Origin of the sequence: Pseudomonas sp. GCM10022186 (assembly GCF_042656385.1) — a bacterium.
Lineage (GTDB): Bacteria > Pseudomonadota > Gammaproteobacteria > Pseudomonadales > Pseudomonadaceae > Metapseudomonas.
Window position 1 is genome coordinate 86,083 of record NZ_JBHSOU010000020.1, and the last position, 11,849, is coordinate 97,931.

The 11,849-nt window shown below is 64.4% G+C and carries 12 protein-coding genes; 4 read left to right on the forward strand and 8 right to left on the reverse strand.

Going from position 1 to position 11,849, the window contains the following annotated elements; translation table 11 throughout:
* Window positions 1–26: 26 nt before the first annotated feature.
* The 6 genes from dapA to ACFPU0_RS10740 all read right to left on the reverse strand — a co-directional run bounded on the left by dapA (window position 27) and on the right by ACFPU0_RS10740 (window position 5,161).
* Window positions 27–905: a 4-hydroxy-tetrahydrodipicolinate synthase gene (gene dapA, locus ACFPU0_RS10715; protein ID WP_377692942.1), complete on the reverse strand. Its 879-nt coding sequence runs from the start codon at window positions 903–905 to the stop codon at window positions 27–29.
* 33 nt (window positions 906–938) lie between these two features.
* Window positions 939–1,604 (reverse strand): amino acid ABC transporter permease, encoded by a 666-nt coding sequence (locus ACFPU0_RS10720; protein ID WP_377692943.1) that lies wholly within the window; start codon window positions 1,602–1,604, stop codon window positions 939–941.
* A 10-nt stretch (window positions 1,605–1,614) separates the two neighbouring features.
* On the reverse strand, window positions 1,615–2,286 hold the full coding sequence (locus tag ACFPU0_RS10725; protein WP_377692944.1) for an amino acid ABC transporter permease: 672 nt from the start codon (window positions 2,284–2,286) through the stop codon (window positions 1,615–1,617).
* A 10-nt stretch (window positions 2,287–2,296) separates the two neighbouring features.
* Window positions 2,297–3,115, reverse strand: coding sequence for an amino acid ABC transporter ATP-binding protein (locus ACFPU0_RS10730; protein ID WP_377692945.1), 819 nt, complete (start codon window positions 3,113–3,115; stop codon window positions 2,297–2,299).
* 54 nt (window positions 3,116–3,169) lie between these two features.
* Entirely contained in the window at window positions 3,170–4,015 is an 846-nt protein-coding gene (locus tag ACFPU0_RS10735) for a transporter substrate-binding domain-containing protein (protein WP_377692946.1), read from the reverse strand.
* A gap of 234 nt (window positions 4,016–4,249) precedes the next feature.
* The gene (locus ACFPU0_RS10740) at window positions 4,250–5,161 is read right to left on the reverse strand and encodes a LysR family transcriptional regulator (protein ID WP_377692947.1); all 912 of its coding nucleotides are present in this window, start codon (window positions 5,159–5,161) and stop codon (window positions 4,250–4,252) included.
* 117 nt (window positions 5,162–5,278) lie between these two features.
* Here ACFPU0_RS10740 and ACFPU0_RS10745 point away from each other — a divergent pair, with 117 nt between their 5' ends.
* Window positions 5,279–6,775 (forward strand): CoA-acylating methylmalonate-semialdehyde dehydrogenase, encoded by a 1,497-nt coding sequence (locus ACFPU0_RS10745; protein ID WP_377692949.1) that lies wholly within the window; start codon window positions 5,279–5,281, stop codon window positions 6,773–6,775.
* A gap of 349 nt (window positions 6,776–7,124) precedes the next feature.
* Here ACFPU0_RS10745 and ACFPU0_RS10750 read toward each other — a convergent pair whose 3' ends face one another.
* Both ACFPU0_RS10750 and ACFPU0_RS10755 read right to left on the reverse strand, forming a co-directional pair.
* Complete coding sequence (locus ACFPU0_RS10750; protein ID WP_377692950.1) at window positions 7,125–8,351, reverse strand: diaminopropionate ammonia-lyase; 1,227 nt, start codon at window positions 8,349–8,351, stop codon at window positions 7,125–7,127.
* Between the two features lie 76 nt (window positions 8,352–8,427).
* Window positions 8,428–9,684, reverse strand: a complete 1,257-nt coding sequence (locus ACFPU0_RS10755; RefSeq protein ID WP_377692951.1) for a Zn-dependent hydrolase — start codon at window positions 9,682–9,684, stop codon at window positions 8,428–8,430.
* A 157-nt stretch (window positions 9,685–9,841) separates the two neighbouring features.
* Between ACFPU0_RS10755 and ACFPU0_RS10760 the strand changes: the two genes are divergently transcribed.
* From ACFPU0_RS10760 to ACFPU0_RS10770, 3 genes are all read left to right on the forward strand, one after another.
* Window positions 9,842–10,321: an Lrp/AsnC family transcriptional regulator gene (locus tag ACFPU0_RS10760; protein ID WP_377692953.1), complete on the forward strand. Its 480-nt coding sequence runs from the start codon at window positions 9,842–9,844 to the stop codon at window positions 10,319–10,321.
* A 30-nt stretch (window positions 10,322–10,351) separates the two neighbouring features.
* On the forward strand, window positions 10,352–11,197 hold the full coding sequence (locus ACFPU0_RS10765; protein WP_377692954.1) for a D-amino-acid transaminase: 846 nt from the start codon (window positions 10,352–10,354) through the stop codon (window positions 11,195–11,197).
* A 359-nt stretch (window positions 11,198–11,556) separates the two neighbouring features.
* A partial coding sequence (locus ACFPU0_RS10770; protein WP_377692955.1) for a TauD/TfdA dioxygenase family protein occupies window positions 11,557–11,849 on the forward strand: 293 nt, incomplete at its 3' end.

Consider the following 11,849-nt stretch of genomic DNA (forward strand, 5'->3'; position numbering starts at 1 on the left):
CATTTGGAGCCGATGCCGGCTTCGGGTCAACGCTGGGAAGCTTCGAATACCTTGCGGAACTCGGCCTTCTCGTCATCGGTCAAGGGTTGCAGCGGCATGCGCGCGTTGCCGGCGTTGAAGCCCGCCAGTTCGCAGCCGTACTTCACCTTCTGGATGAACTTGCCGGACTCCATGCTGGCCATCACCGGGAACAGCGAACGCATCACCGCCTGGGCGCCGGCCAGGTCGCCGGAGGAATACTTGCGGTAGAAATCCACCACCTGGTCCGGGAAGCAGTTGGCCGGGCCACAGATCCAGCTGCTGGCGCCCCACAGGAAGAAGTCCAGGGCCTGGTCGTCGGAGCCGCAGGACAGCTGGTAGTTGTCCTTGTAGGTGTTGCCGATCTCGATGGCGCGCAGCAGGTTGCCGCTGCTTTCCTTGATGGCGATTACACGGGCGTTGTCCTTGAAGGCTTCCAGCACGTCGAAGCCGACTTCCACGTTGGTGCGCACCGGGTAGTTGTAGAGCACCACGTTGACATCCGGCACCGCATCGAGGATCGCCTGGTAGTGGCCGATCAGCTCCGACTGGGACGGCAGCGCGTAGTACGGCGGCGCAATCAGCACATTGGTGTAGCCGGCGTCGCGGGTCTGCCTGACCTGCTCGATCACTTCGCGGGTGCAGGAGCCGTTGGCGCCGGCGATGAGCACGCCACGGTCACCCACCACTTCCTTCACGGTTGCCATGACCTGGCGGCGCTCTTCGTTGGTCAGGGCGTAGTACTCGCCGGTGGAGCCCAGGGGCACGAAGCCGCTGACGCCCGCCTTGAGCTGGTACTCGATGATGGAAGCCAGGGTTTCGTGATCGACCGCGCCGGACTTGTCGAAGGGCGTGACGAGGGCGGGCAGGATGCCTTTCAATTGCATGATGAACTCTCCAGGAGGGTGCTTTTTGGGGGGTTAGTAGGCGTAGCGCCGGAGCATCCGGGCTTCGACCACGCCGACCAGCCGGGTCAGCGGGAAAGCCACGAGGAAGTAGATGACGGCGACGGCGGAGAGGAACTCGACCGGCCGGGCCGTGCTGTTGGAAATGTTCTGGCCGACGAACATCAGGTCGGCGATCCCCACCGAGGAGATCAGCGCGCTTTCCTTGAACAGGCTGACCACGTTCGACAGCAGCGGCGGAATGGCCCGCAGCAGCGCCTGCGGGAAGATCACGTAGAGCACCTTCACCCGCGAGGTCAGGCCCAGCGCGGTGCAGGCGTCATGCTGTTCGCCGGCGATGGACTTCAGCGCGCCGCGGAAGGTCTCGCTGGTGATGGCCGCCATGTACAGCGTCAGCGAAATCACCACCGACAGGTAAGGCGGGATATCCACGCCGAACACCACCGGGAAGCAGAAGAACACCCAGAACAACTGGATCAGCAGCGGCGTGCCGCGGAAGAACTCCACATAGAGGGTGGTGGGCAGCTTGAGCAACCGGGCACGGGACAGGCGCAGCAGGCTGAGCAGGAAGCCGCCCAGGCTGCCGACCAGGGCGCAGCCGAGGGTGATGGCCAGGGTCAGCGCCAGGCCTTTGGCCAGCACGTGCCAGTAGGTAAGGACGATGGCGAAGTCTAGGGTCATGGCGTTCTCCTCAGCGCGCGGCCGCGGCGTCCTGGCGACGCTCGATCAACTGCACCAGTTGGGCGATGGGCAGGGACAGAGCGAAATAGACCAGGGCGATCAGGGTGTAGGTTTCCAGCGGGCGGTAGGCCTCGGTGGCCAGACTCTTGCCCACGTACATCAGGTCGGAGACGGCGACGATGGCCACCAGCGCGCTCTGCTGCAGAGTGCCGATGCCGTTGGTGATGAGCACCGGCAAGGCACTGCGCAGGGCCTGCGGCAACACCACGTACAGCGTGCGCTGCCAGGACCGCAGGCCCAGGGCGACGCAGGCGTCCAGGTGCTCGCGCGGCACCGCCTGGACACCGGCCCGGTAGGCCTCGGCGTTGAACGCGGTGAGGTTCAGGCCCAACGCCAGGAAGCCCATGGCGACCGGGTCGATGAACACGTTGAACAGCATCGGCACGCAGTAGAAGAACCAGACGATCTGCAGCAGCGCCGGCGTGCAGCGGAAGAACTCGATGAACAGCTGGGCCGGCCAGCGGACGAAGAACCAGCGGCTCAGGGTCATCAGGCACAGGCCGAAACCGCAGACCAGGCCGATGAGATTGGAGACCAGCGCCAGCTCCAGCGTCACCTTCAGGCCGTCCCAGAGGACGCCGAAATTGCCGCTCAGGAAGTGGAAGTCGAATTGGTAGTTCATGGCTTCGCCCTCAGTCCAGGTGCAGGACTTTTTCGAGGAATTCCCGGGTACGGGCTTCTTTGGGCTGGGTGAAGATCTGCTCCGGCGGGCCCTGTTCGACCACCTTGCCGTTGGCGCAGAACACCACCCGGGTGGCGATGTGCCGGGCGAAGTGCATGTCGTGGGTGACGATGATCATCGCCATCTTCTGTTCGGCCAGCTGCAGCATCACGTTCTGCACCTCGATGACCATTTCCGGGTCGAGGGCGGACGTCACTTCATCGAACAGCATCAGCTTGGGTTCCAGCATCAACGCCCGGGCGATGGCCACGCGCTGCTTCTGGCCGCCGGACAGCTGGCTGGGATAGGCGTTGAGCTTGCTTTCCAGCCCCAGGCGCGCCAGGTACATGCGGGCACGCTCGGTGGCTTCGGCCTTGGAGACACCATGGACCTTGGTGGGCGCCAGGATCAGGTTGCTCAGCACCGACAGGTGCGGGAACAGGGTGTAGTGCTGGAAGACCATGCCGATCTGGGTCCGCAGGCCCTCGTCCAGGGTCTTTGCGCGAGTGGAGCCACCGTTGATATAGGGCTTGCCCTGGAAGCTGATGGTCCCGCCCTGGATACCCTCGAGCCCCATCAGGACCCGCAGCAGCGAGCTCTTGCCGCTGCCGCTCGGACCAATGATCACCAGGCGGTCGTCGGCACGCATGTCCAGGTTCAGGTTGTCCATCACCACCAGCTGCTCGCCGTAGGATTTGCACACGTTGCGCAGTTGGATGAAGTCGCCGGAAGCCGAATCGGAGGCGAACGCAGACTGTGGCTGGGCGGCCACCAGATAGGGGGAATTCATAGGGAGATTCTCCGGGAGGGCCCCGCAGGGGGACCCTCAGGGGTCAACGAGAGATCACTGGGCGGTTTTTTCTGCGGCGTTGGCCAGCTTTGAGGCCTTGTCGACGAGGGCGTCGATCTCACCGGTCTCGCGACGCTGGGTGACGTAGATGTTCAGCACCTGCAGGTCGGCGGCGCTGGCATCGCGGCGCAGACCGAAGGCGACACCTTGCTTGGCGAGGGCAGGCTTGGGCAGCACCTCTTTCGCCCAGTCGGGGTTGGCCACCGCGAACAGATGATTGGTGTCGCTGGCATCCACCAGCACATCGGCGCGACGGGACATCACCGCCAGGCGGGTCTCGTCCATGCCGGGCAGACGCATGATCTTCGCGGTCTTGACCACGGCGGAGATCGCCTTGTCCTGGGCAGTGCCGGACATCACGGCGAAGGTCACGCCTTCCTTGTCATAGTCGGCGATGGTGTTGCCGGCGCCGGCGAACTTGGGGTTGTCCTTGTTGACCAGCAGCGACACCTGATAGTCGGTCGCCGGTGCCGAGAAGGACACCGCCAGGGCGCGTTCCGGGGTCTGGTTGAGGGCCATGGCCAGGTCCCATTTGCCGCTTTGCAGGCCGGCAACCAGGTTGTCCCAGTTGGTATCGACGAACTCCACCTTGACCTTCAGCACCTTCTCGCCGAAGTCGCGGCACAGGTCCACGAAGTAACCGCTGTATTGGCCGGAGGCCGCATCGCGCATGACATACGGGGCAGCCACAGCCGCGCCGCAGCGCAGCACGCCGGCCTTTTGGATGTCTTTCCAGATTTGCGTATCGGCCGCCTGGGCAGGGGCCTGGGAGAGCAACGCGCCGATTGCGGTGGCGCAAGCGATCAGATTGCGGATGGAGCGAGAGAAGAACCGAGCCATTTTGAATCTCTCCGGGAACGTTGTTGTTGTAGGCAGAAGAGTCAGCTATCGATTTGGCGCTGTGTGTTGTGATGTGCATTTCAATGTGTGCAGCGCTGTATGCAGATTAGGACCGAGCAAAACTTCGTGTCAACAGGCCGTCATGGATTTTTTTGCGGCAATGACTCGCCGGTCGAGCCGTCAAACGACTGGCTCGACCGGTGCGGGCGTGATGGGGCGGGCGTTAGGGAGGGATCAGCGGGTGCGCTGGAGGGCGTCGAGGAAGCGCTCGAGGATCAGGTGCTGCCGGCGCCCCTTGCGGGTCGCCACCGCCAGTTTCGCCTCGAAGAACAGGCGATCCGGGCCGAGCGGCGCCATCAGGCCCTTCTCCACCCATGCCGCCGCGTAGTGGTCAGGGAGGAAACCGATGTAGCTGCCGGTGAGGATCAGGAAGGCGATGCCCTCGCGATCGGTGGCCGAAGCGGCGAAGTTGAGCAGCTGGTGCAGGCCGATGGCTTCGGCCGTCATGCGGTAGCTGGGGACCACGGCGTCGGCGCTGCGCAGGTCCTCGTTGCTGACGTCGCCGGCGCGCTCGAACAGCGGGTGCTCATGGCTGCAGTAGAGGTTCGAGCGCTCCTCGTAGAGCAGGCTGTAGTCCAGCCCCGACAAGGGCGTGATCAGCGGCACCGCGCCCACGTGCAGGCGGCCGTCGAGCAATCCCCGCTCGATTTCGCCCGGGGTGCTCATGCTCAGGTTGATGCGCACCCCCGCCCCTTCCGCCCGCACCGCCTTCAGCGCCTGGGTGATGCGCATCCGTGGCTGGGTCACCAGGTTGTTGACGATGCCGACATTGAGGTCGCCGCGCAGCTGCTGGTGCATCTGGTTGACCTCGCTGCGGAAGCCTTCGATGGCCACCAGTACCGTTTCGCTGGCGCGCAGCACCTCCCTCCCCTCGTCGGTAAGGGCGAAGCCGGCCCGGCCACGCTGGCACAGGCGCATGCCGAGGCGCTTCTCCAGGTCGCCCATGTGCAGGCTGATGGCCGAGCGGGTGATGCCCAGCGCGCCTTCCGCCGCGGCGAAGCTTCCGCATTCGGCAACCGTCTTGAAGAGTCGTAGGAGCTTCAGGTCGAAGTCACTGACCTGGCTCAGGGGAGGCTTTTTGGGCATAGGTGAGTTTTTCAATAAGTTAAGTGAAGTAAATCTAGCTTTAACTCACCCATTCATTCGACACAAGCTGGAGAAGACGCCCAACCCGCCCAACGGCATTCACGCCGAGGAGCCTCCATGAGCAGCATCCCGCACCTGATCAATGGCGAACGCATCGCTGACCAAGGCCGCACCACCGAGGTGTTCAACCCGTCCACCGGCGAGGCCATCCACCAGTTGGGCCTGGCCAGCCGCGCCACCGTGCAGCGGGCCATCGACGCCGCCAAGGCCGCCTTCCCGGCCTGGCGCAACACCCCGCCGGCCAAGCGCGCCCGGGTGCTGTTCCGCTTCAAGCAACTGCTGGAACAGAACGAGGCGGTCATCGCCCAGCTGATCAGCGAAGAGCATGGCAAGACCCTGGAAGACGCCGCCGGCGAGCTCAAGCGCGGCATCGAGAACGTCGAATACGCCTGCACCGCCCCGGAAATCCTCAAGGGCGAATACAGCCGCAACGTCGGCCCGAACATCGACGCCTGGAGCGACTTCCAGCCGCTCGGCGTAGTCGCCGGCATCACCCCGTTCAACTTCCCGGCCATGGTGCCGCTGTGGATGTACCCGCTGGCCATCGCCTGCGGCAATACCTTCATCCTCAAGCCGTCCGAGCGCGACCCGAGCTCCACCCTGCTGATCGCCGAACTGCTGCACCAGGCCGGCCTGCCCAAGGGCGTGCTGAACGTGGTGCACGGCGACAAGGAAGCGGTGGACGCGCTGATCGAGGCGCCGGAAGTCAAAGCCATCAGCTTCGTCGGCTCCACCCCGATCGCCGAGTACATCTACACCGAAGGCGCCAAGCGCGGTAAGCGCGTGCAGGCCCTGGGCGGCGCGAAGAACCACGCCGTGCTGATGCCGGATGCCGATCTCGACAACGCCGTCAGCGCGCTGATGGGTGCGGCCTACGGTTCCTGTGGCGAGCGCTGCATGGCCATCTCCGTGGCCGTGTGCGTGGGCGACCCGATCGCCGATGCCCTGGTGGACAAGATCGTCCCGCAGATCAAGGGCCTGAAGGTCGGCGCCGGCACCTGCAGCGGCCTGGACATGGGCCCGCTGGTCACCGCCGCCGCCCGCGACAAGGTGGTCGGCTACATCGACGACGGCGTCGCTGCCGGTGCCGAGCTGGTGGTGGACGGCCGTGGCTACCGCGTGGCCGGCCATGAGGACGGCTACTTCGTCGGCGGCACCCTGTTCGACCGCGTCACCGCCGACATGCGCATCTATAAGGAAGAGATCTTCGGCCCGGTGCTGTGCATCGTCCGCGTCAACAGCCTGGAGGCCGCCATGCAGCTGATCAACGACCACGAGTACGGCAACGGCACCTGCATCTTCACCCGCGACGGTGAAGCCGCGCGCCTGTTCTGCGACGAGATCGAAGTGGGCATGGTCGGCGTCAACGTGCCGCTGCCGGTCCCGGTGAGCTACCACAGCTTCGGCGGCTGGAAGCGCTCGCTGTTCGGCGACCTCCACGCCTACGGCCCGGACGGCGTGCGCTTCTACACCCGTCGCAAGGCCATCACCCAGCGCTGGCCGCAGCGCGCGACCCACGAGGCGGCGCAGTTCGCCTTCCCCAGCAACGGCTGAGGCCTGGACGGCAAACGCGTACGAGAGGTGTCGTCATTCAACTTGTGTCGGGCTGCTTGGTGCCGACACCACTCGCACCCGCAGATCACCTTTGCGATCTGCGGCTCCTCCGGGTCTCGAGCTCCCCAGCACGAGGCCCGGGGATCCCTGACAGACGTTACTTGGTCGATAGCCACAAGCTGGAGACCTGGCCGCCGCACACTGGCGGCCTTTTTTATTCGTAGCACCTGGACTTCCTGTTGCCCCACCGTAGGGTGCGCCATGCGCACCGATTGCGGGATCACCCCTGCGCCTAGCTCAGTTCTTGGTGCGCACAGCGCACCCTACCTGGTCGGATCGAGGGTGGAAGTCAGGCCGTGGGCGACCAGGCCTTCTGGCGGGACAGGACGGCGTCGGCGGTTTCGCCAACCAGTTCGGCGTAGACCCCCGGAGCGGTGGCGCCCTCGGTGCTGATCAGCAGGACACGAGACTGCCCATCGATACCGACATCGGCGCTGAGGCCCTTCGACGCGGCGATCCGCACCAGCCCGGCGAGCCCGGCCACCGCCGACTCGCCCGCCACCAGCGGGATATCGCGCTGGCTGCCGGCGGCCAAACGGCGCATGGCACTGACCGCCTCGTCATCCTCGATGGTCATGAAGAAGTCGACGCTAGGTTGCAGGAATTTCCAGGCCAATGGCGAGGTTTCACCACAGGCGAGGCCCGCCATCACCGAATCCACCGAGCCGGTGGCCTTGGCCGCCTCGCCGGCAATGGCGCTCTGGTACAGGCAATCGGCCTGTTCCGGCTCGACCACGATGAAAGTCGGGCGCCGCTCGCCATAGAGTTCCCAGAGATAGCTGGCAACGCCCGCCGCCAGGCCGCCAACGCCGCCTTGCAGGAACACATGGGTGAACGCCGGGCCGCTGCCCTGACGCCGGACCAGTGCCTCGATGATCTCGGCAGCGAGGCTGCCGTAACCCTGCATCACGTCGCGCGGGATCTCCTCATAGCCGTCATAGGAGGTATCGGAAACCACCAGCCAATGGTTCTTTTCGGCGAGTGCAGCCGCCTCCTCGACCGACTCGTCGTAGTTGCCGCTGATCCGCACGATCTCGGCGCCATAAGCCGCAATGGCCTCTTCACGCTCGATGCTGACGTTGGCATGCAGCACGATGACGCAACGGCAGCCGACGCTCTGGGCCGCCGCTGCCAGGGCGCGGCCATGGTTGCCGTCGGTCGCGCTGATCACGGTGAAATCGGCCAGCGCCGCGCCGTACTCACCCGCCAGCAGGCCGCGCACCTCGAAGCGCTGCTCCGGGAACCGGCGAAGAATCAGGCGCACCAGGGCGATGGGCGCACCCAGCGCCTTGAAGCTGCCCAGCAGCGAACGCTCCGATTCATCCTTGACCAGGATGTCCGCCACCCCCAGTTCCGCGGCCAGGTCGGGCAACGAGTACAGCGGCGTACCCGCGCTGTTCAGCCGCGACCACTGGGAAAGCCAGGCGCGACTCTCATTGGCCTTCCGGATGCTCATGATGCCCTTCAGGTCATCGGGGTAGGCTTCACGCTTGGCGTTGCGGTTGGCGATCAACATTGGCAGCTCCTTCATCGGGCAAACCCGGGCCCATGCCCGCCAGGAACGCCGACGGGCCCTGGAAATGGTCGATGGATCAGTGGCTGGCGCTCAGGCGCCGGACGATGACGTCGAGCAGCACCTCGGCGCCCTTGAGCAACTGATCGTCACCCGTATGCTCGCGGGGGTTGTGGCTGATACCGCCACGGCTGGGCACGAAGATCATTGCGGACGGGGCGATCCGCGCGATCATCTGCGCGTCGTGACCGGCACCGGAGGTCATGCGCTTGTGGCTGAAGCCGAAGCGCCTGGCGGAGGCTTCGATTTCATCGGCCAGGCCGGCATCGAAGATCACCGGCTGGAAACGCACCAGGCGTTCGCTGCTGATCCGCACGCCCTCCTCTTCCGCGATGACGGCCAGGAACTTTTCCAGACGCCGTTCAGCGGCGACCAGCCGTTCCTCGTCGGGGTCGCGCAAGTCCACCGTGAAGCTGGCCTTGCGCGGAATGACGTTGATCACATTGGGCTCGAAGCTCATGCAGCCGACGGTCGCCAGGGTGGTTCCGCCCGAGTCCCTGGCGATCTGGCGCAATTCGGCCACTACAGCACTGGCCACATAGCCGGCATCGTGGCGCAAACGGGTCGGGGTGGTGCCCGCATGGTTGGCATTGCCTTGCACGACGACCTGCTGCCAGGAGATGCCCTGCAGGTTCTCGACCACGCCGATCAGGGCGTTCTCGGCCTCCAGGATCGGGCCTTGCTCGATATGCAGCTCGAGGTATTCATGGGGAAGGATGGCGCCCGGCTCGAGGTCGCCGGCATAGCCGATGCGTTGCAGTTCGTCGCCCAGGCGGGTGCCGTCGGTGCCCATGGTTGCCAGGGCTTCTTCGACTGACATCCCGCCGGCATGGACCAGCGAGCCCATCATGTCCGGCTGGTAACGAACGCCCTCTTCATTGGTGAAGTCGCCGATGGTGATGGAGCGCGACGGCAGCACGTCCGCCTCGCGGAATGCACGGGCCACGGCGAGCCCCGCCAACACGCCGTAGCAGCCATCCAGGGCGCCGGCGTTGGTCACGGTATCGATGTGGGAACCCATCATCAAAGGGGCCTGGTCGCCCTGGTCGGTGGCGGAGCGAAGGGTGCCGAAGATATTGCCGATACGGTCGATCCGGACGTCCAGGCCAAGCTCCCTCATCCACGCAACGAGCTGGTCGCGGCCCGCCTTCTCCGCATCGGTCAGGGCGATACGGGTACGCCCACCATTGGCCGGGTCGGCACCTATCTCACCGAGGGTGCGGATCTGCTGGAGCAGAATCAGGCCATTCAGGCGAAGATCGGGACACTTGCTCATCGGACTCTCCGGTGCAGCCCATGGGGCGCTGGGTTTCTGGTAAATGGGTAAATGTTATTCCCGCAATCCCGTACTGATTTCTTGATTTCCGGCTAGCCGATGAACTTTTATTACGTTTTCGGGCCAGCTACCGATTTTCCATTCAGAGCCTTCCGAAATGAACCTCGATCAGTTCGACCAGGCCCTGCTGGAGGCCGTCCAGCAGGACGCCACCACATCCCAGCAGGACCTTGGCGCCCAGGTGAACCTGTCGTCCGCCGCCGTCAATCGCCGCCTGAAGAAGATGAACGCGGATGGGGTCATACGAAAGACAGTCTCTGTCGTGGACCCCTCGCGATTGGGCTACGCACTCACGGTCATCGCCGAGGTGGAGGTGGAAAGCGAGCGCCTGGACCTGCTGGACGCCATGAAGCGCAGCTTCCTCGCGTGCCCCCAGGTACAGCAGTGCTACTACGTCGCGGGTGAGTGCGACTTCGTCCTCATCATGCTGGTGAAGAACATGGAGCAGTACACCGAGCTCACGAGGGAGCTGTTCTTCGAGAGCAACAACGTCAAGCGGTTCAAGACGCTCGTGTCGATGAGCAACATCAAGGTCGGCCTCGATGTTCCAGTAGCCGGTGCAGGCCACCAGCGATAGCGGACGTCCCCAGCAAAGGCATCAGCCAGCATGCGCACTATCTACCTCAATGGCAGTTACCTTCCCGAAAACGAAGCCAAGATCTCCGTATTCGATCGTGGATTCATGTTCGGGGATGCGGTGTACGAAGTCACCGCGGTGATCGGCGGGCGCCTGATCGACTTCGCCGCCCATATGGCGCGGCTGCGCCGTTCGCTCCTGGAGCTGGGGATGGTCGCCAGCTTCGATGAAGCCGAGCTGGCCGCAATCCACGCGCGGCTGGTCAAGCTCAACGCCGTGACCGAAGGCCTGGTCTACGTCCAGGTCAGCCGTGGCGTGCAGGACCGCAACTTCGCCTATCCGGATGAGTCGACGCCCTGTACCTGGGTCATCTACACGCAGGAGAAGGCCATCCTGGATAGTCCGATAGCCAAGCGCGGGCTGTCGGTCATCAGCCTGCCGGACCTGCGCTGGCAACGCAGTGACATCAAGACGACCCAGCTGCTCTACGCCTGCATGGCAAAGGAGGCGGCCAGGCAACAGGGCGCGGATGACGCCTGGCTGGTCCGCGACGGGCTGGTGACCGAAGGCAGCTCGAACAACGCGTTCATCCTGAACGCCCAGGGCTCGATCGTGACACGGGAGCTGTCCCAGGCCCTGCTTCCGGGGATCGCCCGATCCAGCATGCTGACGGTCATCCAGGAGTGCGGCTACCGCATCGAGGAGCGGGCATTTTCCCTCGAGGAGGCGAAACAGGCGGCCGAAGCCTTCGTGACCTCGTCGACCACGCTGGTCTACCCCGTGATCGCCATCGATGGGCAGCCCATCGGGTCGGGCAAGCCCGGCACCGTCACACGAATGCTCAGGGAGGCCTATATCAAGCGTCTGGTCGGCTGAGAGGGCGCAGTAATCCTGATGCCTGTTCATCGCCTGAATCTTTGCAGACGAGGGGCAAGCCTTTTGGGTTTCTTTTTTGTGGGCGGCATTTCGACGACTGAAAAAAAGAGACTCGCCGGGAGGCGAAAATCGAAGGGGGCTTCGTCTCGAACCTGGCTCGATACCTGCGCGAAAACTGACCCAGGTCAATGTCGAGAGTATTCCCGTATCGGCGCGCGGGAACTTGTCATCAACTGCGAAAGCCCTGTCATCAAATGAATGGTCGCCCCCTCCCCCCTCGTCCCTAGATTCCTCCTCACGGACCGCGCTGAAAGCCCCACGGCACGGCCGAACAAACTTCGCCTGAGGAGAACAACAAGATGCGCGTAGAACAACTCACTTGCAGTATTGGCGCCGAGATCAGCGGTGTGAACCTGGGCGATGCCGCCCGTGACGACAGCCTGTTCGCCGAGATCAAGGCCCTGCTGCTCCAGCACAAGGTGCTGTTCCTCCGCGACCAGGACATCAGCCGCGCCGAGCATGTGGCCTTCGCCCGCCGCTTCGGCGAACTGGAAGACCACCCGGTGGCCGGCAGCGACCCGGAGCATCCCGGCCTGGTGCGCATCTACAAGAACCCGGACCAGCCCAACGACCGCTACGAAAACGCCTGGCA

What these genes read in the sequence shown, in the direction of transcription:
- dapA (WP_377692942.1), bottom strand. Translation starts at nt 905, where the DNA reads ATGCAATTGAAAGGCATCCTGCCCGCCCTCGTCACGCCCTTCGACAAG.
- ACFPU0_RS10720 (WP_377692943.1), bottom strand. Translation starts at nt 1,604, where the DNA reads ATGACCCTAGACTTCGCCATCGTCCTTACCTACTGGCACGTGCTGGCC.
- ACFPU0_RS10725 (WP_377692944.1), bottom strand. Translation starts at nt 2,286, where the DNA reads ATGAACTACCAATTCGACTTCCACTTCCTGAGCGGCAATTTCGGCGTC.
- ACFPU0_RS10730 (WP_377692945.1), bottom strand. Translation starts at nt 3,115, where the DNA reads ATGAATTCCCCCTATCTGGTGGCCGCCCAGCCACAGTCTGCGTTCGCC.
- ACFPU0_RS10735 (WP_377692946.1), bottom strand. Translation starts at nt 4,015, where the DNA reads ATGGCTCGGTTCTTCTCTCGCTCCATCCGCAATCTGATCGCTTGCGCC.
- ACFPU0_RS10740 (WP_377692947.1), bottom strand. Translation starts at nt 5,161, where the DNA reads ATGCCCAAAAAGCCTCCCCTGAGCCAGGTCAGTGACTTCGACCTGAAG.
- ACFPU0_RS10745 (WP_377692949.1), top strand. Translation starts at nt 5,279, where the DNA reads ATGAGCAGCATCCCGCACCTGATCAATGGCGAACGCATCGCTGACCAA.
- ACFPU0_RS10750 (WP_377692950.1), bottom strand. Translation starts at nt 8,351, where the DNA reads ATGTTGATCGCCAACCGCAACGCCAAGCGTGAAGCCTACCCCGATGAC.
- ACFPU0_RS10755 (WP_377692951.1), bottom strand. Translation starts at nt 9,684, where the DNA reads ATGAGCAAGTGTCCCGATCTTCGCCTGAATGGCCTGATTCTGCTCCAG.
- ACFPU0_RS10760 (WP_377692953.1), top strand. Translation starts at nt 9,842, where the DNA reads ATGAACCTCGATCAGTTCGACCAGGCCCTGCTGGAGGCCGTCCAGCAG.
- ACFPU0_RS10765 (WP_377692954.1), top strand. Translation starts at nt 10,352, where the DNA reads ATGCGCACTATCTACCTCAATGGCAGTTACCTTCCCGAAAACGAAGCC.